General features: G+C 64.9%; 27 protein-coding genes. 13 read left to right on the top strand and 14 right to left on the bottom strand.

The genetic code is table 11. The features are described from left to right. Nucleotides 1–48 precede the first annotated feature (48 nt). A complete protein-coding gene (locus EF888_RS01175; protein ID WP_109760546.1) occupies nt 49–654 on the top strand; it encodes a LolA family protein in 606 nt (201 codons plus the stop codon). Between the two features lie 18 nt (nt 655–672). Here EF888_RS01175 and EF888_RS01180 read toward each other — a convergent pair whose 3' ends face one another. Further along, nucleotides 673–1257, bottom strand: coding sequence for a transglycosylase SLT domain-containing protein (locus EF888_RS01180; RefSeq protein ID WP_109760545.1), 585 nt, complete (start codon nt 1255–1257; stop codon nt 673–675). A gap of 183 nt (nt 1258–1440) precedes the next feature. Between EF888_RS01180 and hspQ the strand changes: the two genes are divergently transcribed. Further along, the gene (hspQ, locus tag EF888_RS01185; RefSeq protein WP_109760544.1) at nt 1441–1767 is read left to right on the top strand and encodes a heat shock protein HspQ; all 327 of its coding nucleotides are present in this window, start codon (nt 1441–1443) and stop codon (nt 1765–1767) included. Nucleotides 1768–1789: 22 nt separating this feature from the next. On the opposite strand, the gene EF888_RS01190 is transcribed toward hspQ, so the two are convergent. Then, the gene (locus tag EF888_RS01190; protein ID WP_109760543.1) at nt 1790–3376 is read right to left on the bottom strand and encodes a gamma-glutamyltransferase family protein; all 1587 of its coding nucleotides are present in this window, start codon (nt 3374–3376) and stop codon (nt 1790–1792) included. A 316-nt stretch (nt 3377–3692) separates the two neighbouring features. Here EF888_RS01190 and EF888_RS01195 point away from each other — a divergent pair, with 316 nt between their 5' ends. After that, on the top strand, nt 3693–4151 hold the full coding sequence (locus EF888_RS01195; RefSeq protein ID WP_109760542.1) for a MarR family winged helix-turn-helix transcriptional regulator: 459 nt from the start codon (nt 3693–3695) through the stop codon (nt 4149–4151). Continuing rightward, nucleotides 4148–5917, top strand: coding sequence for a feruloyl-CoA synthase (locus EF888_RS01200; protein ID WP_109760541.1), 1770 nt, complete (start codon nt 4148–4150; stop codon nt 5915–5917). The genes EF888_RS01195 and EF888_RS01200 overlap by 4 nt, the downstream gene beginning before the upstream one ends. Before the next feature lie 48 nt (nt 5918–5965). Here EF888_RS01200 and EF888_RS01205 read toward each other — a convergent pair whose 3' ends face one another. Continuing rightward, complete coding sequence (locus EF888_RS01205) at nt 5966–6733, bottom strand: crotonase/enoyl-CoA hydratase family protein (protein ID WP_109760540.1); 768 nt, start codon at nt 6731–6733, stop codon at nt 5966–5968. Between the two features lie 99 nt (nt 6734–6832). On the opposite strand from EF888_RS01205, the gene EF888_RS01210 reads away from it, so the two are divergent. The 5 genes from EF888_RS01210 to pcaF all read left to right on the top strand — a co-directional run bounded on the left by EF888_RS01210 (nt 6833) and on the right by pcaF (nt 11621). Continuing rightward, nucleotides 6833–7714 (top strand): amidohydrolase family protein, encoded by an 882-nt coding sequence (locus EF888_RS01210; protein ID WP_109760539.1) that lies wholly within the window; start codon nt 6833–6835, stop codon nt 7712–7714. An 80-nt stretch (nt 7715–7794) separates the two neighbouring features. After that, a complete protein-coding gene (gene pobA, locus EF888_RS01215) occupies nt 7795–8964 on the top strand; it encodes a 4-hydroxybenzoate 3-monooxygenase (protein ID WP_109760538.1) in 1170 nt (389 codons plus the stop codon). Between the two features lie 58 nt (nt 8965–9022). Continuing rightward, on the top strand, nt 9023–9745 hold the full coding sequence (locus EF888_RS01220; RefSeq protein WP_109760537.1) for a 3-oxoacid CoA-transferase subunit A: 723 nt from the start codon (nt 9023–9025) through the stop codon (nt 9743–9745). Then, nucleotides 9742–10419: a CoA transferase subunit B gene (locus EF888_RS01225; RefSeq protein ID WP_109760536.1), complete on the top strand. Its 678-nt coding sequence runs from the start codon at nt 9742–9744 to the stop codon at nt 10417–10419. The genes EF888_RS01220 and EF888_RS01225 overlap by 4 nt, the downstream gene beginning before the upstream one ends. Beyond that, nucleotides 10416–11621: a 3-oxoadipyl-CoA thiolase gene (gene pcaF / locus EF888_RS01230; protein WP_109760535.1), complete on the top strand. Its 1206-nt coding sequence runs from the start codon at nt 10416–10418 to the stop codon at nt 11619–11621. Before EF888_RS01225 ends, pcaF begins: the two co-directional genes overlap by 4 nt. 3 nt (nt 11622–11624) lie before the next feature. Here pcaF and EF888_RS01235 read toward each other — a convergent pair whose 3' ends face one another. From EF888_RS01235 to EF888_RS01260, 6 genes are all read right to left on the bottom strand, one after another. Further along, nucleotides 11625–12929, bottom strand: coding sequence for a TRAP transporter large permease (locus EF888_RS01235; RefSeq protein ID WP_109760534.1), 1305 nt, complete (start codon nt 12927–12929; stop codon nt 11625–11627). Further along, nucleotides 12926–13426: a TRAP transporter small permease gene (locus EF888_RS01240; protein ID WP_109760533.1), complete on the bottom strand. Its 501-nt coding sequence runs from the start codon at nt 13424–13426 to the stop codon at nt 12926–12928. The genes EF888_RS01235 and EF888_RS01240 overlap by 4 nt, the downstream gene beginning before the upstream one ends. A gap of 90 nt (nt 13427–13516) precedes the next feature. Further along, the gene (gene ligM, locus EF888_RS01245) at nt 13517–14914 is read right to left on the bottom strand and encodes a vanillate/3-O-methylgallate O-demethylase (protein ID WP_109760532.1); all 1398 of its coding nucleotides are present in this window, start codon (nt 14912–14914) and stop codon (nt 13517–13519) included. Nucleotides 14915–14943: 29 nt separating this feature from the next. Beyond that, complete coding sequence (locus tag EF888_RS01250) at nt 14944–15669, bottom strand: GntR family transcriptional regulator (RefSeq protein WP_109760531.1); 726 nt, start codon at nt 15667–15669, stop codon at nt 14944–14946. An 88-nt stretch (nt 15670–15757) separates the two neighbouring features. Beyond that, entirely contained in the window at nt 15758–16261 is a 504-nt protein-coding gene (locus EF888_RS01255) for an ATP-binding protein (RefSeq protein WP_109760530.1), read from the bottom strand. Further along, complete coding sequence (locus EF888_RS01260) at nt 16254–16595, bottom strand: STAS domain-containing protein (RefSeq protein ID WP_109760529.1); 342 nt, start codon at nt 16593–16595, stop codon at nt 16254–16256. Before EF888_RS01260 ends, EF888_RS01255 begins: the two co-directional genes overlap by 8 nt. Nucleotides 16596–16688: 93 nt before the next feature. Here EF888_RS01260 and EF888_RS01265 point away from each other — a divergent pair, with 93 nt between their 5' ends. The 4 genes from EF888_RS01265 (at nt 16689) to EF888_RS01280 (ending at nt 18813) form a co-directional block, all read left to right on the top strand. Then, on the top strand, nt 16689–17147 hold the full coding sequence (locus EF888_RS01265) for a GAF domain-containing protein (protein WP_109760666.1): 459 nt from the start codon (nt 16689–16691) through the stop codon (nt 17145–17147). Further along, nucleotides 17144–17512 carry a GFA family protein gene (locus EF888_RS01270; RefSeq protein WP_109760528.1) on the top strand — a complete coding sequence of 123 codons (369 nt, stop codon included), beginning with the start codon at nt 17144–17146 and terminating at the stop codon, nt 17510–17512. The genes EF888_RS01265 and EF888_RS01270 overlap by 4 nt, the downstream gene beginning before the upstream one ends. Beyond that, nucleotides 17509–18156, top strand: coding sequence for a pseudouridine synthase (locus EF888_RS01275; RefSeq protein WP_109760527.1), 648 nt, complete (start codon nt 17509–17511; stop codon nt 18154–18156). Before EF888_RS01270 ends, EF888_RS01275 begins: the two co-directional genes overlap by 4 nt. A gap of 174 nt (nt 18157–18330) precedes the next feature. Beyond that, a complete protein-coding gene (locus EF888_RS01280; protein WP_126918453.1) occupies nt 18331–18813 on the top strand; it encodes a hypothetical protein in 483 nt (160 codons plus the stop codon). Nucleotides 18814–18968: 155 nt separating this feature from the next. On the opposite strand, the gene EF888_RS01285 is transcribed toward EF888_RS01280, so the two are convergent. The 5 genes from EF888_RS01285 to EF888_RS01305 all read right to left on the bottom strand — a co-directional run bounded on the left by EF888_RS01285 (nt 18969) and on the right by EF888_RS01305 (nt 23511). Continuing rightward, on the bottom strand, nt 18969–19526 hold the full coding sequence (locus tag EF888_RS01285) for a hypothetical protein (RefSeq protein ID WP_146203012.1): 558 nt from the start codon (nt 19524–19526) through the stop codon (nt 18969–18971). A 148-nt stretch (nt 19527–19674) separates the two neighbouring features. After that, nucleotides 19675–21816 carry a polyribonucleotide nucleotidyltransferase gene (gene pnp, locus EF888_RS01290; RefSeq protein WP_109760525.1) on the bottom strand — a complete coding sequence of 714 codons (2142 nt, stop codon included), beginning with the start codon at nt 21814–21816 and terminating at the stop codon, nt 19675–19677. A 171-nt stretch (nt 21817–21987) separates the two neighbouring features. Beyond that, nucleotides 21988–22659, bottom strand: a complete 672-nt coding sequence (locus tag EF888_RS01295; RefSeq protein WP_109760524.1) for an aquaporin — start codon at nt 22657–22659, stop codon at nt 21988–21990. Then, complete coding sequence (locus EF888_RS01300; protein WP_109760665.1) at nt 22656–23168, bottom strand: arsenate reductase ArsC; 513 nt, start codon at nt 23166–23168, stop codon at nt 22656–22658. Before EF888_RS01300 ends, EF888_RS01295 begins: the two co-directional genes overlap by 4 nt. 10 nt (nt 23169–23178) lie before the next feature. After that, on the bottom strand, nt 23179–23511 hold the full coding sequence (locus tag EF888_RS01305) for an ArsR/SmtB family transcription factor (protein WP_109760523.1): 333 nt from the start codon (nt 23509–23511) through the stop codon (nt 23179–23181). Between the last annotated feature and the right edge of the window lie 24 nt (nt 23512–23535).

Below are 23535 nucleotides of genomic sequence, written 5' to 3' on the forward strand. Positions count from 1 at the left end.
CCCCACCTTCCGCCTATATCCACCCCGAGCAGAACGGAAGGCACGACCATGCACCGCAGAACATTCCTTGCCGCGACCGCAGCTGCCGCGGCGCTGGCCGCGACGCCCGCCCTCGCCGACAAGCTGTCGCTTCAGGCGATCTCGGACTACCTGAACGGCATCACTTCGGCGAGTTCGGATTTCACTCAGGTGAACGACGACGGCTCGCTGTCGACCGGCACCTTCTACCTGAACAGGCCGGGTCGGATGCGTTTCGAATACAACCCACCCGAGCGGCTGTTGGTCGTTGCCGGCGGTGGCGAGGTGGGGGTCTTCGACGGCAAGTCGAACGTTTCGCGCGCCGAGAGGTATCCGCTTGTCCAAACGCCCCTCAGCCTGATCCTCGAGCGCACTGTGGATCTCGGCCGCCGCAACATGGTGACCGGACACGACTACGACGGCACGGCGACGATCGTTACGGCTCAGGATCCGGCACATCCCGAATACGGCTCGATCCAGATGAAGTTCACCGCCGACCCGGTCGAGCTGCGTCAGTGGATCGTGCGCGACGGGCAAGGGGCCAAGACGACAGTCATCCTGGGCCAGCTCGCCAAGACGGACTCGCCGTCCGCGCGTCTTTTCGACATCGACCGTGAGGAGGGGCAGCGCCGCTGACGGGCGCTGCCGAAAGGCTCAGATCATGCCGCAGCTGCGAAGCTGCGTGTCATAGAGGATCGCGCGCGCCGCGACCTCGTCCGAGACCCGCAGAAGCCAGCTTTTCTGCATATGGCTCCCGCGGCGATACCCGTTCCGGCCCTCGTGGTAGGCCAGGTACTGATTGCGCGCATCGCCCAGGGGAATGCCGAGGTCGGCGTAGGATTGCTGGAAGTACCAGCCCATGAAATCGGTGGCGTGGTCGATGTCGTCGCGCCGCGCGCTCCGCCGGCCCCTGTCGGACTGATATTCTTCCCACGTCCCGTCCAAGGCCTGGCTATAGCCGTAGGCCGAGCTTTGGCGGCCCATGGGAATGATCCCGAGGGCGTACTCGTAGGGCGTCTGCGCGTTACCGACGAACTTGCTTTCCTGATAGATGGTCGCCATCTGGACGGCGACCGGCACGCCCCACTGGCGTTCGGTCCGCTGCATCGCCGGAAGGTAGTTGGGTCGCTGCCTGACGATGGAACACGCGTTGTCCAGGTCTCTCGGAGCCGAGGTGTTGTCGCCGCCGCAAGCGGAGACGAAGAGAACCAGGATCAAGGCGCGAAGAGGTCTGCTCATGCCACGTTCGCCTTTTTTATTTGCGGCGAGCCTAGCAAATTTTCGGTACGAGGAAAAGCGTCAGGACGCGCAGTGCGGCCGTGACTGTCTGGTCTCGCGTCACAAATTGTTTCTTGCGAATCGCGGGGAAACCCGTCGACAGCCCGGGGGACGCGTCCTAGAACGTGTGAAGGGGGTACTGTTATGTTCAAGTCGCGTGCGAAATACGCCTTGGGCCAAGTTGTGCGTCATCGGAAGCATCCGTTTCGCGGCGTCGTGTTCGACGTGGATGCCGTCTTCTCGAATACCGAGGAGTGGTATCAGGCGATTCCCGAAGACAGCCGACCGTCCAAGGAACAACCATTCTATCACCTTCTGGCCGAGAACGACCAAAGCTACTACGTGGCTTACGTCTCGGAGCAGAACCTGGTGGCCGACTATTCCGGCGAGCCGATCGAACATCCGGATCTTACCGAATTCTTCGGGGATTTCGTGGACGGGCAGTATCCCCTGCAGGTCCAGTTGAACTAGGCCGTTCGGGATCGGCGGCGGCCTAATAGCCGACCGCCATCCCGTCCTTGCGCGGGTCGGACGCCCCGATCAGGATCCCGCGTGACGCATCCATCAGGATGACCTGCGCGCCGCCGATCGGCCCCTCGGCGTGGCTCAGCCGGTGGCCTTTCGCGGCAAGAGCGGCACAGGTCGCCTCGCTCACGCCGTCCTCGACCTGAAGAAGCCCCGTTTTTGGATCGGCGAAGGCGCGGGGTGCGTCCACCGCCTCCTGCGGGTCCATGCCGAAGTCAGCCATGTTCGACAGGACGTGAGCGTGACCGCAGGCCTGGTACTGCCCGCCCATGACCCCGAAGGCCATGTCGACCTTGCCGTCCGTCGCGCGCATTGCGGGGATGATGGTGTGCATCGGCCGCTTGCCGCCGCCGGCCTCGTTCGGGTGTCCGGCCGTCAGGTTGAAACCGCAGCCACGGTTCTGGAACAGGATGCCGAAGCGGTCGGTGGCGATGCCGGAGCCGAAGGTCGAGAAAATCGAATAGATCAGGCTGACCGCCATGCCGTCGCGGTCGATGGCGGTGATGAGGATGGTGTCCCGGTGAACGTCCTCGGTCAGCGGTGCGGGCGCCGCCATCGCCGTCTTCGGGTCTATCAGCGCCGCCAGTCGTTTCGCCGTCTCGGGCGAAAGCATGTGCTCCAGCCGTGTGACGTGGTCCGCGTCCGCAATGAAGCGGTTCCGCGCGTCATAGGCCAGCCGCGTCGCTTCGGCTTCGAGGTGCAGGCGCTCTGCCCCGTTCGGCTCCATCGAGGCGATGTCGAATTCTGCCAGTATTGCTGCCAACAGGATCGCAGTCGCACCCTGCCCATTCGGTGGATGCTCGACCAGTTCGTGCTTGCGGTACCCGCCGCGCAGGGGAGTGCCCCAGCTTGCCTCGGTCGCCGCGAAATCCCCGGCAGTGTGCGTCCCGCCGATGGCCGTCAATGCCTTCAGCATATCTTCGGCGATTTCACCGGTGTAGAACGCATCCCGCCCCTCGCGGACGACGCGCCGAAGCACCTCGGCCTGAGCGGGCAGAGCCAGCACGTCGCCTTCGCGATAGGCTGCCCCGTTCTTCAGGAAGTGCTTTTGCGCGCCCGCATTCATGGCCCCGCCCATGGGTTCGATATCGAAGGCCACGCGCGCCGCGATCGGCACACCCTCTTCGAAATAGCGGATCGCCGGCGCAAGAGACCGCTCGAGCCCCAGCTTTCCATAGCGGTCGGATAGGCGGCAGAGGGCATCGACGGCGCCGGGAATGGTGATCGAGGCCGGATGACCTGCCTCGATGACCGTCACGCCGTCTGCGCGCACCGCATCGGCGTCAAGCCCTGCAGGTGCCCGTCCCGAGCCGTTCAGCGCCACGACCTCCTCGCTTCCCGCCGGCTTGACCAGGGCAAAGCAGTCGCCACCGAGCCCCGTCATCTGAGGTTCGCAGACACCCAGAAGCACGGCCCCGGCGATCACCGCATCGACGGCGTTGCCACCATCCCTGAGGACCTGAAGCGCCTCGGAGGCAGCGAGCGGGTGCGACGTGGCGACCATGCCGTTCGTCGCCAGGACGGCCGAACGGCCGGGCAGTTGGAAATTGCGCATTGTCTCTGAATCCGTTCCCTCGAGGTCAGCCTAGACGAGGGGATCGCCGCTGAAAAGCGGTGAACCTCGGCATCGCGTTACTGGGTGGGGGCTGTAAATATTCGCGATGCCGAGGGAAGCTTCACAGCTACCTTCGCGGCATGACTCCCGGCGAAGGCTGAAATTGGACCTAAATGTGTCCATTCCAAGGCGGCGTTGCGACTGGGGCGACAACGGCAGGGCAAGCGGCTGGATTGACCAAGCGCTGCGCGGCCATGGACAGATGCGGGTGGTATGAATAACAGTTTACCTTGGTAACAGATTTCAGGAGTTGCCCATGTCCGGCTCACCGATAACCGAAAGCTCGGCCGAGCTGGACGATCTCGTCGGTTACAACCTGAAACGCGTCTACATGATCTTCCAGGACAAGCTGCGCGACATCCTGGGCCAAGAGGGCCTCGCGCCGCGATCCTATTCCGTCCTTTCGCTGACCGTGCAGCAGCCGAGCGTGACCCAAAGCGAACTCGCCCGGCGTCTCGGCATCGAGCGTTCGGGCCTTGTCGCCATCGTCGACGGGCTCGAGTCGCTTGGCCTTCTGGAACGCGTCGGAGTGCCGGGCGACCGCCGGGTTCAGGCCCTGACACCGACGCTGACCGGCCGCGAAGTCCACGAACGTACGGCGGTCCGCATCGCGCGTGACGAGGAGCGGCTTCTGTCCGTCCTTTCGGGGCAGGACCGCCGTGCCCTGATCCGCATTCTGGGCCGATTGCGAGACATGCACGAGGTTCGCGGATGAGCTCTCCACGGTTCTGGTCGCCGACCTTCGAGATCGAGCGCAGAGACGACGGCACCATCCTCATGCGCCAGTCCGAGCCGTTGGAGGATCACTTTCCGACGCTGGCGGATTACCTCGATCACTGGGCCGACGCGACGCCTGACCGGACATGGCTTGCGCGCCGGCAGAACGGGGGAAACTGGGTCGGCGTGCCCTACGCCGAGGCTCGGCGGGCGGCACGCCGCATCGGCGCGGCCCTCCTCGAGTTGGGGCTTGGGCCCGAGCGGCCGCTGCTTATCCTGTCCGAGAACAGCCTCGAACATGGGCTTCTGGGACTCGCCTGCTCGTGGGTCGGCATTCCCTATGCCCCCGTTTCGCCGGCCTATTCGCTGGTTTCGAAGGACCACGGCAAGTTGCGGGACATCGCGGCGACCTTGAATCCCGGCGCGGTCTTCGCCGACGACGGCGCAGCATTCTCGACCGCGCTCGACGCCATAGCTGCGCCGGGCCGTGTCGTCCTAAACGCAAGGCACCCGGTCGACGGCGCTCTGCTCTATGATGACCTGAGGTCCGTGTCCGAAGCGCCGGCCGAGGCCGCGCGCGCGGCTCTGACAGCAGAGACCGTGGTGAAGTACCTCTTCACCTCGGGTTCTACGGGCTCGCCCAAGGCCGTCATCAACACCAATGGCATGATGACCGCGATGGCTGCCATGACGCGGGATTGCTATCGCTTTCTCGAGGATGAGCCTCCGGTGGTGCTGGACTGGGCGCCGTGGAACCACACGGCGGCGGGCAACAAGGTTTCGTCCCTCGTGCTGACCAACGGCGGCACATACTACATCGACGACGGTCGCCCGGTGCCGGGCAAGTTCGACGAGACGATCCGCAACCTGCGCGAAATCGCCTGCACCTGGTACTTCAACGTGCCCCTCGGCTACGACATGCTGGTCGAGGCGCTGGAGACCGACGAGGCCCTGCGCGACACGTTCTATTCGCGCCTTTCGATGATGTTCTACGCCGGAGCGGGCATGGCGCAGCACACTTGGGACCGGCTGATCGCCCTGGGACACGAGGCGACTGGGCGCGAGGTTCTGCTCGCGACGGGCCTTGGGTCGACGGAGACGGCGCCCTTCGCGCTGGCCTGCACCGAACCGCAGAAGAAGGCGGGCAACGTGGGTGTGCCGTCTCGCGGGCTGACGCTGAAGCTGGTGCCCGCGGGCGGCAAGCTGGAAGCCCGGCTGAAGGGGCCGACGATGACGCCGGGCTATCTGGACGATCCGGAGAAGACGGCCGAGGTTTTCGACGACGAGGGGTTCTACTGCCTGGGTGACGCCTTGAAGCCGGTGGATCCGGATGACCTTGCGCGAGGCTTCTATTTCGACGGGCGCGTCGCAGAGAACTTCAAGCTGTCGACCGGCACTTGGGTCACGGTCGGGGCGGTGCGTGGCGCTCTGGTCGATGCGCTTGGCGGGTTGGCGCGGGATGCGGTCATCGTGGGCGAGGACAAGCCCGAGCTCGGCGCGCTGATCCTCCTGTCGGAAAAGGCGGCAAACACGCCGAGGTCCGATGTGGAGGCCGCCCTCCGCGAGAGGCTAGCCGTGGCGGCGGCGGCGGCTTCAGGGTCGGCGAGCCGGGTGCGTCGTATGGCGATCCTCGAGACGCCGCCCAGCTTCGACAGGGGCGAGGTGACCGAGAAGGGATCCTTGAACCAGCGTGCGATGCGGGCGCACAATGTCGATCTGATCGAGACGCTCTATGCAGGCGGGCCGGGCATCGTCGCGGTCTGACCAAGGGCTCTGCCCCGGACCCCGGAGTAGTTCAGGACAGACGTAGCCTTAGCGGCGGAAGTCGGGGGCGCGCTTCTCGAGAAAGGCTTTCAGGCCTTCTTGCGCCTCGGGCGTCGTCTGCGACATCGCGGCAGCGAGGCTTTCGGCGAACAGGCCGTCCTGCCGGCTCATGTCTCCGATGCGGCTGATCGCCTGAATCATCAGGTAGTTCGAGAAGGCGGCGTTGTCCGCGATCTTGCGGGCAAGGTCCCTGGCGAGCGGAAGCGCTTCATCCACACCGACGGAGTAGTGGCAGAGGCCAAGGGAAAGGCCGTCGTCCGCGCCGTAGGTGCGCCCCGTCAGCATCATCTCCCGCATCCGGTCGGCACCGAGGATGCGGCCGACGCGGACCGTGGCGCCGCCGCCGACGAAGATGCCACGCCGCCCTTCGGGGAGCTGGAAGCGGACAGAGGGTTCGGCGATGCGGACGTGGCAGGCCGCTGCGATCTCGAGCCCGCCGCCGATCACCGCTCCGGTCAGGGCAGCCACGACGGGCAGGCCGCCGAATTCGATGAGATCGGCGACGCGGTGCCAGTTGCGGGAGTGGTAGACGGTCTTTTCGGGGCTGCGGTGCCGGTGCTCGGCGAGGTCCAGGCCAGAGCAGAAATGCCCACCCTCGCCGTGGAGGATGACGGCGCGGACCTGCGGCGGCGAGGAGAAGAACGCGTCGAGCGCCGCCACAAGGTCGTCGTTCATCGCATTGCGCTTATCCGGGCGGGTGAAGGTCATCACAGCGATATCGTCTTCCAGGTCGACGCGCGCGACGGCATCGGTCATCTTCGTCTCCGCTTTCGGGGCGAGACAGTTATAGTGTTCAATTGTTGTCCTGTATAGCATTCTCCTGCCAGCAAGCAGTGACGAAGAGGGAGGTATGCCGTGGTCGATTTCGCGAAAGTCCGGGCGATAGATTTCCACACCCACGCCGAGGAACCCTGCTGCGGTCCGCGCGACGATGGCTATGACGAGTTCCAGGCGGGCATGGCGGCCTATTTCAGGAACCCTGCTGGCTCGAAGGGAATGTTGCCGACCATCGACGACACCGCCGCCTATTACCGGGAACGCACCATCGCCGCCGTCATTTTTCCGGTCGACGCCGAGCGCGAGACGGGCTTCCGGCGCTATTCGAACGAAGAAGTCGCCGAAGCCTGCGCCAGGAACGATGACGTGCTGATTCCCTTCGCCTCGATCGACCCGGCCAAGGGCAAAGCTGGCGCGCGGGAAGCGCGGCGCCTGGTGCGCGAGTTCGGCGTGAAGGGCTTCAAGTTCCACCCAACGATGCAGGGGTTCTATCCGAACGACCGCTCCGCCTATGTGATGTACGAGGCCATCGCCGACGAAGGCGCGATCACGCTTTTCCACACCGGCCAGACCGGCGTGGGATCCGGGATGAAGGGCGGCATGGGAATGCGGCTGAAATACTCGAACCCGATCCACCTCGACGACGTGGCGGTCGATTTTCCGGACATGCCGATCGTGCTGGCGCATCCGTCGTTTCCCTGGACCGAGGAAGGTCTCGCGGTCGCGCAGCACAAGCCGAACGTCTACTACGACATGTCGGGGTGGTCTCCGAAGTACTTCCCCGAGCTCTTCGTCCGCTATGCGAACTCGATCCTGAAGAAGAAGATGCTGTTCGGCTCGGACTGGCCCGCGATCACGCCGGACCGATGGCTGGCCGATTTCGAGGCGATGCCGTTTAAGGACGAGGTCAGGCCGCTGATCCTCAAGGAGAACGCGATGCGCCTTCTGGGTGTGGCTTGACGCAACGCGCGGCGGGTTTAGTTGACTTCGCAAACTAGTTCCGGCCAGACTGGCGGGACAACGCTTGCAGGAGACGTGGCATGAAGACCGAGGTGGCCATCATCGGGGGCGGACCCTCCGGCCTCCTGCTGTCTCAGCTTCTCAATCGTGCCGGTGTGGAAACCGTCATCCTTGAAAGGTCGACGCGCGAGCATGTGCTGTCCCGCATCCGGGCCGGCATCCTGGAATTCGGCGCGGTGAGGATGCTGCGCGAGGCAGGCGTGGCGGACCGGCTGGATCGCGAGGCCATCCCGCACGACGGCTGTTTCCTCACCGACGAGGACCTTATGGTCCGAATTGATTTCAAAAAGCTTACCGGCCAGCACGTCACGGTCTACGGGCAGACCGAGGTGACGCAGGATCTCTACAAGGCGCAGGACGTCATGGGTACGACGATCCTGCACGAGGTGTCGGACGTCACGATACATGACCTCGACCAGGCGACCTCCCACGTCGACTTCACGCACGAGGGTGAGCGCAAGCGGCTGGACTGCCTTTTCGTTGCGGGCTGCGACGGCTTTCACGGGGTCAGCCGCAAGACGATCCCGGAAGGGAAGCGCCGCGAACACGAGAGGGTCTATCCCTTTGGCTGGCTCGGACTCCTGTCCGAGACACCGCCCTGCAACGACGAGCTGATCTACGCCAACTCGCCGCGCGGGTTCGCCCTGGCGTCCATGCGCAACGAGAACCTGTCGCGCTACTACGTGCAGGTGCCCCTGACCGACAAGGTGGAGGCCTGGTCCGACGACGCCTTCTGGGCCGAACTGAAGAGACGCCTGCCGTTCGAGACGGCGGAGCGCATGGTCACGGGGCCGTCGATGGAGAAGTCCATTGCGCCCCTGCGCAGTTTCGTGGCCGAGCCGATGAGGTGGGGAAACCTTTTTCTTGTGGGTGACGCCGCACACATCGTCCCGCCGACCGGGGCGAAGGGGCTGAACCTGGCGGCGTCGGATGTGCATTACCTTCATGCCGCGCTGATCGACGCGGTAAAATCCGGCGACCGATCGGGCATCGACACCTATTCCGAGCGGGCCCTTATGCGTGTCTGGAAGGCGATGCGGTTTTCCTGGCAGATGACCATGATGCTGCACCGCTTCGAGGGCGAGGACAGCTTTGCTGCCCAGATGCGCAAGGCGACGTTGCAGCACCTGTCGCAGTCCGAGACGGCGCGGCGAGAGCTTGCCGAGAACTATATCGGCCTGCCCTACTGACGGACGGGCGGTTGCGCCGAAGAGCGGTGGCGTTAGAACCGTCGGCAGGGAGACGTTCATGGACAAGACAATCGCATCGCCCGCCGAGGCCGTTTCCGGGATCGCCGACGGAAGTGTCCTGATGATCGGCGGCTTCGGAGGGTCCGGGTCGCCTATCGAGTTGATCCACGCTCTGATCGACCGATATCGCGCGACCGGCAGTCCGGGCGACCTGACGGTGGTCAACAACAACGCGGGCAACGGACGTGTCGGCATCGCGGCCATGATCGACGCGGGAATGGTGAGGAAGATGGTGTGCTCGTTTCCGAAGTCGTCGGATCCGCGCGCATTCACCGACAAGTATCTCGCCGGCGAGATCGAGCTGGAGCTTGTGCCCCAGGGCACACTGGCGGAACGCATCCGGGCGGGGGGCGCGGGCATCCCGGCATTCTATACGCCGACGGGCTTCGGGACCGAGCTGGCCGAGGGCAAGCCGGTGGCCGAGTTCGACGGCGCGTCCTACGTTCAGGAGCGCTGGCTGAAGGCCGACGTCGCGATCGTGAAGGCTCATCTGGGCGACGCCCACGGGAACCTGACCTATCGCTATGCCTCGCGGAACTTCAATCCGCTGATGTGCATGGCGGCGGCCACCACCATCGCGCAGGTCAGCCGCATCGTTCCGCCGGGGGACATCGACCCCGAGCAGGTGGTGACCCCTGGAATATTCGTCGACGGCGTGGTCGAGGTCGCGGACCCACGGCAGGAGGAACAGATGATCCGTGCGGGCGAGGCCTACGCATGACTTGGGAGAAGCTGACGAACACGCAGATCGCCTGGCGCGCGGCTCAGGGCATCGAGGACGGCGCCTACGTCAACCTCGGGATCGGGTTCCCCGAGATGGTCGCCCGCTATCAGCCGCCTGGGCGCGAGGCGATCTTTCATACCGAAAACGGCGTCCTGGGGTTCGGCGATGCGCCGCCCGAGGGCGAGGAGGACTGGGACCTCATCAACGCCGGAAAGAAGGCGATCACCCTGAAGCCCGGCGCATCGTTCTTCCACCACGCCGACAGCTTCGCCATGGTGCGGGGCGGGCATCTGGATGTTGCCATTCTGGGAGCCTTGCAGGTGGCCGAGAGCGGTGACCTGGCCAACTGGCGCGTGGGATCGAAGGGCGTGCCTGCCGTGGGCGGCGCGATGGACCTGGTGCATGGAGCGAAGCGCGTCGCTGTCGTGACCGAACACGTCACCCGGGACGGCGAGCCCAAGCTGGTCGAGCGCTGCACCTTTCCGCTGACCGGCGTCGCCTGCATCAGCCGTGTCTATACCTCGCTCGCCGTCGTCGACATCGAGGATGGCCAATTCGTCCTGCGCGAGAAGGTGCCCGGGCTGTCGATGGAAGAGCTTCAGTCGATGACCGGCGCGACGCTGCACACCCCCGGCCCCCTGGCCGACCTGACCGTTCCGGAGATCCCATGACCGACGCCTTCATCTGCGACTATGTCCGCACGCCGATCGGTCGGTTCGGGGGCGCGCTGTCCTCGGTCCGGGCCGACGATCTGGGGGCGATCCCGTTGCGGGCGCTGGCGGAGCGGAACCCCTCGCTCGACCTCGCTGCCGTCGAGGAGGTGATCTTCGGCTGCGCGAACCAGGCGGGCGAGGACAACCGCAACGTCGCGCGGATGTCGCTCTTGCTTGCTGGCTGGCCCGAGACCGTTCCGGGCGCGACGGTGAACCGGCTGTGCGGCTCGGGTATGAATGCCGTGCTGGACGTGGCGCGTGCCATCATGGCGGGCGAGATCGAGATGAGCGTCGCAGGCGGCGTCGAGAGCATGAGCCGCGCGCCCTTCGTGATGCCGAAGGCGACGAGCGCTTTCTCGCGGAACGCCGAGATTTTCGACACGACCATCGGCTGGCGCTTCGTGAACCCGGCGATGAAGAAGGCTTACGGCATCGATTCCATGCCCGAGACGGGCGAGAACGTAGCCGAGGAATTCGGCATCTCGCGCGCCGACCAGGACGCCTTTGCGATCCGGTCGCAGCAGAAGGCGGGCCGCGCGATGGAGAGCGGACGGCTGGCGCGGGAAATCGTGCCGGTGTCGATCCCGCAACGGAAGGGCGAGACTGTGGTGGTGTCCGAGGACGAGCATCCCCGTCCCGACACGACTGTCGAGGCGCTGGCGAAGTTGCCGACGCCGTTCCGTGAGAACGGTTCCGTCACGGCGGGCAACGCGAGCGGCGTGAATGATGGCGCAGCGGCCTTGATCGTCGCGTCCGAGGCGGCCGCCCGGCGTCATGGTCTGACGCCAATCGCGCGTGTGGTCGGCGGTGCGACGGCGGGGGTGTCTCCGCGCATCATGGGGATCGGGCCGGCGCCCGCCTCGCAGAAGCTGCTCGACCGCCTGGGGTGGAGCGTCGCCGACCTGGACGTGGTGGAACTGAACGAGGCCTTCGCGAGCCAGGGCCTTGCCACTCTGCGCCAGCTCGGAATTGCCGATGACGACCCCCGCGTGAACCCGAACGGTGGGGCCATAGCCCTTGGGCATCCGCTTGGCATGTCGGGAGCTCGGCTGGCGGGCACGGCGGCGCTGGAGATGTCGCTGAGCGGCGGCAAGCGCGCGCTTGCCACCATGTGCATCGGTGTGGGGCAGGGGATCGCGATCGCGCTGGAAGCGGTCTGAACCTCAGCCGAACATCGTCGTCGGCAAGATCAGCGAGATCGCCGGGAAGGCCACGAGGATCGCCAGCGTCACCAGCATGGCGAACCAGAACGGCAGGACGCCGCGGAAGATGCGGCCCAGGGGCACCTGGGGGGCGACCGACTTCACGATGAACACGTTCAGGCCGACGGGCGGCGAGATCAGCCCCATTTCCAGCGTCAGGACGACAAGGACGCCGAACCAGATCGGGTCGATTCCCAGTTGCAGGATGACCGGGAAGAAGATCGGAAGGGTCAGCACCAGCATCGCGAAGCCTTCGAGGAAACAGCCGAGCACCATGTAGACGGCGAGGATCAGCAGAAGCGTCGCCGTCGGGGGCAGGTCGAGGGCGGTCAGGAAGGCTCCGACCGAGGCGGGGATTTGCGACAGCGCGATGAAGGGATTGAGGACGTGGGCGGCGATCAGGATCAGCATGACCGTCGCGGTGGTGACGATGCTTTCGCGTGATGCCTGCCAGAAGGCTTGAAGACCTAGTGTGCCGGTGGCGAAACCATAGACGACGACCATGCCTGCGCCGACGCCCGCCGCCTCGACCGGCGAGAAGAAGCCGCCATAGATGCCTCCGATGGTGACTAGGACGACGACGAGGATCGGTCCGGCGCCGAGGATCGAGCGCAACTTCTCGGCTGCGGTGGTGGAGGGTCCGGGCGGGCCAAGCTCGGGCCGACGCCAGCAGAGCAGCGTGATCGTCAGGACGAAGGCTGCCAGCAGCAGCAAGCCAGGCAGCACGCCGGCGAGGAACAGCCGCCCGATGGATTGCTCGGTCAGGATCGCGTAGATGACGAAGCCGGTCGAGGGTGGGATCAGGATGCCGAGCGTGCCGCCTGCCGCGATGACGCCGGTCGACAGCCGGTCGTCGTACCCGAAGCGGTCCATTTCGCCCAGGGACACCTTGCCCATGGTCAGCGCCGAGGCGACCGACGAGCCCGAGAGCGCCGCGAAGCCGCCACAGCCGATGACGGTGGCCGAGGCGAGGCCGCCGCGCACCTGGCCGATCATGGCGTAAGCCGCATCATAGAGCTTGCGGCTCATCCCTGATGCGCTGGCCACGTTGCCCATGAGGATGAAGAGGGGAATGACGACGAGCTCGGGGTTGGACGCGAGGGTGAAGGTCTCGGACCCCAGGAGCCCCATGGCCGCGTTCCAGCCGTTCAGCGCCCAGATGCCCAGGAACCCCACGAGGAACATTGCAAAGGCCACCGGAACGCGGGCCAGCAGCAGGACCAGAAGCACGACGATGCCGAGCGTGCCGATGACGCCCCCGCTCACAGCGGTTCTTTCCGGACATCGTGGCGGCGAAGCGCCAGTTCCGCCGCGCGCAGGGCCATGCCGACTGCGGCGAGGAGGACGAAGGCGATCAGCGCCCACTGGAACCATGCCTTCGGCAGCCGAAGGAGGTTCGTCGAGAGGTTCAGCATCTGGCTGAGTTTCGCGCTTTCCCAGACGGCCCAGGCGATGAAGACGAAGATCACTGCACCGAGGATCGCGGAGGCAACGTCGATCACCCGGTTCAGCGTCGGGGAGAAACGCGGCTCGAGCAAGTCGACGGCGATGTGCCCGCCATTGCGGTCGCAGAGCGTCATGCCGCCGAAGACGAGGATCACCATCGTCATGGTCACGAGGTCCTGCGAGCCGAAAAGCGGATGGCCGAAGGCGCGGCCGATGACGTCGACGAGGATCACGCCGACCTCGACCAGGAGGGCCAGCGCGCCGATGGTCGCGGCGAGGCGGGTCAGCGCATCGGCGGCGCGGCGGAGCACGGTCATCGCGTCGCTGATGGTCTCATGGCGGCCCCTCCCGGAGGCACCATGCCGGAAGTGAGGACGCGCCGGAAGACCCGGCGCGCCCGATGTGGGTCAGCGCGATCGCCAACTGTCGGCGTAGCTCTCGCGCGCCTCTTTCGCGTAGGGCGTGGGCGACACGCGCACCCGAATCTCGGCCTGCTTGTGCTTCTCGGCCGAGGTCTTGGCGGTGTCGTCGGACTCGCCCCACCGGAGCGTCAGCACGTCGCCTTCCTGAACGTCCTGGCTCACCACGCCGAGCGACAGCATGCAGCGTTCGTTGAACGAGTAGCCGTTGAACATGCTCATGCCGACCATCTTGTCGCCGCTCATCACCATGTCGGCGGTCGACGACGCGTAGTTCGGCTGCGGGAAGTCGATCCACTTGTAGGGCGTGCCTTCCTCGAAGGCCGAGGCGATGACCTTGAGGACATCTTCCTTGTTCCACTCGAAGGTGACCTTCTTGCGGTTCGAGGGCGCGTCCTTCATCGCGGCGAGGGCGTCCTTGCCGATGAAGTCGTCCTTTTTCCAACCGATGTAGAAGCCGTAGCCCAACTCGAACGGGTTGACGTAATAGTCCTCGATGTCGTCCGACACGAAGCTGCCGCCTATGGCGCCAGCGGCCTCGTAGCTGTCGGCGCCGAGCCAGTCCCGGTAGTCGGCCAGCATCCCGTCGCCGGTGTAGATGCCGGGGAGCGGGGACGGAATCCAGCCGGATTCCAGCGTATTGGTCGAATAGGCGCGGCTGCCGCACTGGACAAGATCGACGCCGGCGTCGCTGGCCGCCTGAAGGATCGTCGAGTGGATGTAGTGCTTGTCGTCGTAGGGGCCCCAGACTTCGAGGCCGGGGGCGCCGGACATGCCGTGGCGGAGCGCCTGCACCTTCTTCGAGCCGATACTGACGGTGTCGACGTGGAAGAACGGGATGTCGGGGACCGGACCGCCGTTCATTTTCTCGAACACCTTGGGCGCGTCGGGACCCTGGATCTGGAAGCGGTAGTGGGTGCGCAGCACGCGCTCGCCCTCGGGGCGCGAGGTGGAGCGGGGGTCATGCTTGATCCGCACGTTCCATTTGCCCCAGGCGGCGCAGAATTGAAGCCAGTTGGAGACGGGGGCGCGGCCGACGAGGATGAACTTGTCCTCGCGCTCGCGGAAGATGATGTGGTCGCCGATGACGTGACCCGCCGGCGTGACCGGTACGAAGTGTTTGGCACGGTTCAGGCCGAAGTTGCCGAAGGCGTTGACGCCGTGGTGCGACAGGAATTTCTCGGCATCCGGGCCTTCGACGATCAGCTCGTCCATGTGGTGCGACTGGTCGAAGAGGACGGCGGTCTTGCGCCAGGCTTCCTGCTCGACGCGCCAGTTGCGGAACTCGGGCGTGACGACGGGATAGACGTACATGCCGATCTTGCTGTTGCGCAGCATCTCGACGGGGTTCTTGTGATTTTCCATCACTGTGGACAGGCTTTGCATGGGCTTCCTCCTCGGGGGCTTTCGGGTTCTCAGTCGGCCGTGACCAGCGCCAGGCCGGGGATGCGGCGGGCGAGGTCGGCCTTGCTTTCAATGGCGTATTTCAGATTGCGGCGGGCCTGGCGGGCATGTTCGCGGGCGGCGGCCTCGGCGCGGGCGCCTTCGCGGGCGCGGATCGCTTCCAGGATGACGCGGTGCTGATCCTGGGCGATGACGAGCGACGCTAAAAATTCCGGCCGGTCCTCTTGTCCGCGCAGGAAAGCGCTTGGACTTGCGAGAGGGAGGCGCGCGGCACGTGCGACCTCGCGGGCGACGATGGGGCTGCCGGGGGCCTGCGCCAGCCAGTCGTGGAAGCGTGAGTTCCACAGGACGTAGGCATCGAAGTCGGTGCCGGGGGCGGCGAGTGCGCCGTCAAGCGCGTCGAGGATGTCGGCGCAGGCGCGCGCGTCGGCATCGGATACGCCCCGCTCGGCCGCAAGTCGGGCGGCGAGGCCTTCCAGGGAGCCACGCGTCTCGATCGCATCCGAGATGTCCTGCATCGAGAAGCGGGCGACGCGGAAGCCGCCGGCGACGGGCTCGAGAAGCCCCTCCTCCATCAGCTTGGCCTTGGCCTCCCGCAGGGGGGTGCGTGAGATACCGAGGAGCTCGGACAGGACGGGTTCGGACAGCCGCTCGCCCGGGGCGAAGTCGCCGTTCAGCACGAGGCTGCGGAGGCTCTGCAGAGCCCGTTCGGACTGCCTTGTCGCGCCGTCGGCCATTTCTGTCGAATCTCCCCCTCGGAGCCGTGTATACGGATCGTAGGGTTAGGAGGCAACTCTGGGGGCGTTTCGGCGCGTTATGTATACATCAGGTCGGCGTAGGTTTGCCGAGAGCGACCCGGAAGAACAGGATGTTCTCGTCCTCCTTGCGGTCGTAAACGAGGTCTCTCACCAGTTCGCGGATCAAAAACCAGCCATAGCCACCCTCCGGCATGGCGTCGTTCGGGTTGAACTCGACCATCGGATGGTTGCCGAGCGGCGCGCGGCCCTTGGGCATCGGACGTCCCCGGTCGCGAATTTCGACCATCAGGCTGCTGGACCGCCTGCGGACGATCACGCGGATCTCGCCTGGCGCCCCTTCGGGGTAGGCATGTTCGACGATGTTGTTCAGAACTTCCGCCACGACGATTTCGACAGTGCCGAGGTCGCCGGGCAAGATGCCCTGAGTCGAGAGGGTGTGGATAAGGGTTTGCACCCCGCGCCGAACCCACCGGAAGTCGGCCTTGAAAACCTCGTCCGCGACGATGCCCGACTGCGACGCGGGCTGTCCCGGCAGGTCCGTCGTGCCGTGGCCCAGGGCGTCGTCAGGCATCCGCCTTGTCCTCCAACGCCGCGTCGACGGTGGGGAAGATGCGGAAGACGCGGTCCATGCGGGTGATGCGGAAGACCTTTTCGACCGTCGGCGTCATGGCGGCGAGGTCGAGGTGACGGGTCCGACCGAGTTGTTTCATCGAGCCCACGACCGCGCCAAGACCGCTGGAATCGAGGAAGTCGACGTTGCCGAGGTCGAGGATGACGCGGTCCGCGGGATGCTTCGTCAGTTCCAGCATCTTGTCCTTGAACCGCACGGCGACGGCGGCGTCGATGCGACGATCGCCTACGGCCACGACCAGGGCGGGGCCGATCTCGGTGGCTGTCATATGCATCGCAAACTCCTTCACATGCGGGTTGAGGCACACTAAGGGACAGGCGTTACCAATCTGTAAGCGGGGACCCTCATGCCAAAAGACGCCGGCGGGCTGCGCGTGGACTACAGGGAGTTGGCCGGACGCCTGGCGGCGGTGGCCGAGGGCGAGGATGACGCCATCGCGCTTATGGCGACGGTCGCCTGCGAGGTGCATCACGCCGACGACCGCTTCGACTGGACGGGATTCTATCGCGTGGTGTCGCCCGACCTCCTGAAGATCGGCCCCTACCAGGGCGGGCACGGCTGCCTCGTCATTCCCTTCGACAAGGGCGTCTGCGGGGCCTGTGCGCGGACGGGCGAGGTGCAACTCGTCCCCGACGTCGACGCCTTTCCAGGTCACATCGCCTGCGCGTCGTCCACCAGATCCGAACTGGTCCTGCCCGTCCATGATGGCAAGGGCGCGCTGATCGCGGTCTTCGACATCGACAGCGATCTGCCTGACGCCTTTACGCGCGAGGATGCGGAGGGCATGGAACGCCTTCTGGCACAGGTCTTCGGGAGGCTGGCATGATCGGGGGCAGTTGCCTTTGCGGAGCTGTCCGCTTCACCGTCAGGGGCACGCCTCAAGGGACGTCCGTCTGCCATTGCGGGCAGTGCCGCAAGCAGTCGGGGCACGTCTGGTCGTCGGCTCACGTGCCGGACGCGGACCTTTCGGTCGAGGGCGAGGTTCGGTGGTTCCGCGCGTCGGAGAAGGCGCGGCGGGGGTTCTGTCCGACCTGCGGGTCTTTCCTGTTCTGGAAGGGCGAGGCTGACGATCACGTGTCCTTCGCGCTCGGCGCCATCGACGGGCCGACGGGGCTGCGGCTGGAGAAGCACATCTTCACCGCCGACAAGGGCGACTACTACGACATCGCGGACGGCGTGCCGCAGCGGTGAGCGACGCCTACGATCCGCCGGACGTGCCGCTGGAGGTGCTGCACCACGACCACGAGGTCCTTGTGGTGGTCAAGCCGCAAGGGCTGCTGTCGGTGCCCGGCAAGGGCGAGCACCTGGCGGACTGCCTGCTGACACGGGCGCAGGCAGTGTTTCCGACGGCGCTTCTGGTGCATCGTCTGGACCGGGATACCTCGGGCGTCATGGTCTTTGCGCTGACCCCGCACGCGCAGCGGCACCTGGGGCTTCAGTTCGAGAAACGCCATGTAAGAAAGGCCTATGTGGCCCGTGTGGCGGGGCGCATCGCCGAGAAGACGGGGACGGTGGACCTGCCGATCGGGGTCGACTGGCCGAACCGGCCGAGGCAGCACGTCGACCACGAGAACGGGCGTCCCGCCGTGACCGACTGGCGGGTCCTGAAGGTGGGCGAGAACGAGACGCGTGTCAGGCTTTTCCCCAAGACTGGGCGGTCGCACCAGCTGCGGGTCCACATGCTGACGCTCGGTCATCCGATCCTGGGCGATCCCTTCTATGCCGAGGGTTGGGTGAGGGACTTCCCACGGCTGATGCTGCATTCCGAGAGCCTGAAGTTCCGCCATCCGGACGGGGGCGTGGGGATGACGTTCCGGTCGCAGGTACCGTTCTGACGCAACGCCGGTGCGGCTGCGTCGGGGACATACGTTAATGCCAGCAAATGAAGGGAAATGGCGCTCCCGGGACCTTCGGTATCGCGTCGGTATCACGTCGGTATTGCGTCGGTGGATGGAGCGGGTTCGCGGGATGGGATGAAGCGGGCGGTGGGGTTTGTTAGGGGCGACTGAGTGAGGGTGAAGGAGGGGATCTCGGCTGAAGGGAGTGCAGTCGCTTTCTTCTGCGCAGCAGCGAAGGGCAGCTTTGAGCCCTTAGCTGGCTGGAAGCATCAACTTACCCTACGAGAAGAGTTCTGCTATGGTGAGCTAGTGGAGTATGTAATTCCTGAGCCACTTACTGAAGATGAGGTGATCGCGCGCATCGACAGCGCCACGAGGGATGAGGACGTAATAGATGTTGCATTGTCCGCTATCTATTACTGTGAGACCCAGTTCGCTGGCGACATTCTGCTCAAGGCCTATCAGAAAATTTCGGGAAATAATCGTCTCTTCCTAGGAAATATAACTGAAACGTTCGTACGAGTTCATGAGACGGCCTACAGAATTGACGACTTTGTCGAGGAAATGCGCAAGGACGGACCCGACCCAATTGCGATGGAAGAAAACATCGAATCCATAATTGAGTTTGCGAGATTATTTTCGACCGTTCACTGAGGGATGAAGATCAAGAAATTTACTAAGTATTTAGACAGTGCTGATCTGATCAATGTCCGCTTCGTCCGCACAGCCGACCTTGGCGCCCCGGAAACGTTCGTACGCGTAGCTAACGTCAGCTTTGAGCCCATACCGACGATATCTTGGTGCTGAAACTACTTTCTTGTGATGGTTGTGTTGACGCCTAGAGGCTTGCCATCTGAAGTAAGCGTAACACCCACGGAAACGCTGTGAGCCAGCAACCGGTCCAGAAGCCCCACTCTAATTGGGCCATCTATGGGTGCGGTAGCGCTCACCAAGATGCCGTCACTATCATGTTGGTAAAACCTCATGACGCTTTGTGGCCGTTTAGTCGAGATCGCCTTGAACCCATTTGAATTGAACCATTTGAGCATCCTTTCGTAGCTGTTGAGCTCCGCCGCCGGCCGAAAAACACATAAATTCACTTTCTCAAGTGTATTCAGCTCATTCCAGCGCATCTGTGACAGTCCGAAATCTAGTGTTGCTTCAGTTTTTTCTACGCAATCGTCAACACGCTGGAACTTACCAAGAGCTCGCTCATATCGCTGAAGTTCTCGTGCACTCAGCTTTTCGCTTTGTTCACTGAAGGGCCTCCCGAAGCTGAGAAACTCCGGTGCTTTTTCATTGTCGGCGAAACCCACAGACGGAATCAGGTATGCTGAAGCTACTGCTGAGATGATCAACCTTTTCACAGTTCGAAGATGTGAGCGATGAAAGAGTTAGTCAATGTGCAATGTCCGCTTCGTCCGCATCGCGGTCATTGACCCACGTCCAGCGCCGCAAAACAAAAAGGCCCCGGCGTTTCCGCCGAGGCCCTGAGTGATCGGAGGAGAAAGCGCCTCAGTCGGCCGCTTCTTCCTGCATTTCTTTCGAGAGCTCTTCGCCTGTCGTCTGGTCGACCATCTTCATCGCGAGGCGGACCTTGCCGCGGTCGTCGAAGCCGAGAAGTTTCACCCAGACCTCCTGGCCTTCCTTCAGGACGTCGGAAGGATGGTTCAGGCGCTTGTTCTCGATCTGGCTGACGTGGACGAGGCCGTCGCGCTTGCCGAAGAAGTTCACGAAGGCGCCGAAGTCGACGATCTTCACGACCTTGCCCTTGTAGACCTTGCCTTCCTCGGGCTCGGCCACGATCGAGTAGATCATGTCGTAGGCCTTCTGGATGGCATCGCCGTTGGCGCTGGCGATCTTGATGACGCCGTCGTCGTTGATGTCGACCTTGGCGCCCGAGACCTCGACGATCTCGCGGATGACCTTGCCGCCCGAGCCGATCACTTCACGGATCTTGTCGGTCGGGATGGTCATCGTCTCGATGCGGGGTGCGTGGACCGAGAAGTCGCCGGTCTCGGCCTTGGCCTTGTTCATCTCGCCCAGGATGTGGAGACGACCGGTCTTGGCCTGTGCGAGCGCCTCCTCCATGATCGCGGGCGTGATGCCCTGGACCTTGATGTCCATCTGGAGCGAGGTGATGCCCTTCTCGGTGCCGGCGACCTTGAAGTCCATGTCGCCGAGGTGATCCTCGTCGCCGAGGATGTCGGTCAGCACCGCATAGGAGCCGTCGTCCTCGAGCACGAGGCCCATTGCGACGCCTGCGACGGCGGCCTTGATCGGCACGCCCGCGTCCATCATCGAGAGCGACCCGCCGCAGACCGAAGCCATGGACGAGGAGCCGTTCGATTCCGTGATCTCGGAGACGAGGCGGATCGTGTAGGGGAAGTCGGTCGTCGAGGGCAGGACGGCCTGGAGCGCGCGCCAGGCGAGCTTGCCGTGTCCGATCTCGCGCCGGCCCGGCGGTCCGAAGCGACCCACTTCACCGACCGAGTAGGGCGGGAAGTTGTAGTGCAGGAGGAAGTTCGAGCGATACGTGCCGTTCAGCGCGTCGATCATCTGCTCGTCGTCGCCGGTGCCGAGCGTGGTGACCACGAGGCCCTGCGTTTCGCCGCGGGTGAACAGCGCCGAGCCGTGGGTCCGGGGCAGAAGCCCGGTTTCGCAGACGATCGGGCGAACCTGATCGAGCGCGCGGCCGTCGATGCGGCGACCGTTCTTGACGACGTCGCCGCGCAGGACTGCGGATTCGAGCTTCTTGAAGGCCGAACCGAGGTTCTTGTCGGCGAGTTGCTCTTCCGAGAGCGACGCCTTGACGGCTTCACGGGCCTCGGACACCGCCGCGACGCGCTTCTGCTTGTCGGTGATGGCGTAGGCGGCGCGCATCTTGTCCTCGCCGGCGGCCTTCACGGCGTTGTAGAGCGCCGAGTAGTCCGGAGCCTGGAAGTCGAACGGCTCTTTCGCCGCGTCTTCCGCGAGGTCGATGATGAGGTCGATCACGGGCTGGATCTGCTCGTGCGCGAAGTTGACCGCGCCCAGCATCTCGGCCTCGGAGAGCTCGTAGGCCTCCGATTCCACCATCATCACCGCGTCCTTGGTGCCGGCGACCACGAGGTCGAGGCGCTGGTCGGGATTGTTGCGAAGCTGGTGCATGTCGTCGACGGTCGGGTTCAGGACGTAGTCGCCGTCCTCGAAGCCGATGCGGCAGCCGGCGATCGGACCCATGAAGGGCACGCCAGAGATCGTCAGGGCGGCCGACGCCGCGATCATGGCGACGACGTCGGGATCGTTGACCAGGTCATGCGACAGCACGGTGCAGATCACGAGGACTTCGTTCTTGAAGCCGGGCGCGAAAAGCGGCCGGATCGGACGGTCGATCAGGCGGGAGGTCAGCGTCTCCTTCTCGGTCGGACGGGCCTCGCGCTTGAAGAAGCCTCCGGGGATCTTGCCGGCGGCGTAGTATTTCTCGTTGTAGTGCACCGTCAGCGGGAAGAAGTCCTGGTCGGGCTTGGCTTCCTTGGCGAAGGTGACGTTGGCCATGACGGAGGTTTCGCCGTAGGTGGCGATGACCGATCCGTCGGCCTGGCGGGCGACCTTGCCCGTTTCCAGTGTCAGCGTTTCTTCGCCCCACTGGATCGATTTCTTGATTTCCTTGAACATCTTGACATCCTGTCTGGGATCGCGCGGCGTTCCACAGCGTCCCGTTGAAATGGCGGCCCCATTGCCGCCGACCCCTATCCTTCGCGTTCGCCGGGGTCCGTAGCGTCACGTCTCAGATTGGCGGGCCATACAGGAGAATGGCCGGGTTGGAAAGGGCGTGTGCCCGGCCCGTCACCGGGGCGCGTTGCGGTCGGGCACGAAGAGCCACCCCCCGAGGGCGGCGGCGAGGAGCGCGCCTGCGATCTCGGCCAGAACGAAGGCGGGCACGTCGGCGGGACGGATCCCGGCGAAGGTGTCCGACAGGCCGCGGGCGATGGCGACGGCGGGATTGGCGAAGCTGGTCGAGGCGGTGAACCAGTAGGCTGCGCTGATGTAGAGGCCGACGAGCCACGGGACCGCGTCGGCGCGGTGGCGCAGGCCGCCGAGGATCGTCAGGAGCAGGCCGAAGGTCGCGACGACCTCGGCGATCCATTGGCCGGCGTCGGTGCGCGCGCGGGTCGAGATCTGGAGCATGGGCAGTTCGAACATGGCGTGCGCGAGAAGGCTGCCGGCGATACCGCCCGCGATCTGGGCGGCGACGTAGGCCAGGGCGAGGCCTGGGGCGAGGTCACGGCGGGCGGCGAAGACAAGCGTCACGGCGGGGTTGAAGTGCGCGCCCGAGACGGGGCCGAGGATGGTGATGAGGACGATCAGGATCGCTCCCGTGGGGATCGTGTTGCCGAGAAGCGAGACGGCGTCGTCGGCGGAGAGCGCGTCGGCCATGATGCCCGAACCGACGACGGTCGCGACGAGGAGGGCAGTGCCGAGCGCTTCGGCCACCAGTCGGCGGGGCGTGTCGGTCATTCGGTCGGGGCGGGCGTGGTGTCGCGGCCGATCTCGGCCAGTCGGGCGCGCAGCGAGGCCTTGTCGAGCGACTCGGTCGGCAGGTTCACGAAGGCGGTGATCCGGTTGCGCAGCATCCGGTAGGTGTCGGAGAAGGCGAGACGGCGTTCCGCCTCGGTCCCGGTCGCTGCGGCGGGATCTGGCAGGCCCCAGTGCGCCGACATCGGATGGCCGGGCCAGTAGGGGCATTCCTCGGCCGCCGCCTGGTCGCAGACGGTGAAGATGAAGTCCATCTTCGGCGCTCCGGGTCCGGCGAATTCGTCCCAGCTTTTCGAGCGCGCGAAGGCGGTGTCGTGGCCGAGACGTGTGAGCAGGTCGATGGCGTACGGGTGCGGCTGGCCCGAGGGCCGCGAGCCGGCCGAGAAGCCGCGGAAGCGGCCTGCGCCCTCGCGGGTCATGATCGCCTCGCCCAGGATCGAGCGGGCGGAGTTGCCGGTGCAGAGGAAGAGGACGTTGTAGGGTTCGCGCATGATAGGCATCTCAGCAGGAGCAGGCGACTTCCTGGATGACGGGTTGGCAGAGTTCGGAGCGACCGCCGCAGCAGTCTTCCATCAGGAAACCAAGGAGCCCGCGCATGCCTTCCATGTCGGCGAAATAGCGGATCCCCCGGCCCTCGCGGCGGTTCCGCACGAGGCCGGCCTGATGAAGGATCGAAAGGTGGGAAGACATCGTGTTCTGGCGGACGCCCAGGCGGTCGCCGATCTCGCCCGCAGGCAGGCCCTCGGCGCCGGCCTGGACGAGCAGACGGAAGGCGTCGAGACGAACGTCCTGGGACAGGGCGGAGAGGGCGGCGAGGCTGTTTGTCTTATCCATATATCCAGAATTCCAGATATATGG

Source organism: Silicimonas algicola (genome assembly GCF_003970735.1).
In the GTDB taxonomy this organism is placed as follows: Bacteria; Pseudomonadota; Alphaproteobacteria; order Rhodobacterales; family Rhodobacteraceae; genus Silicimonas; species Silicimonas algicola.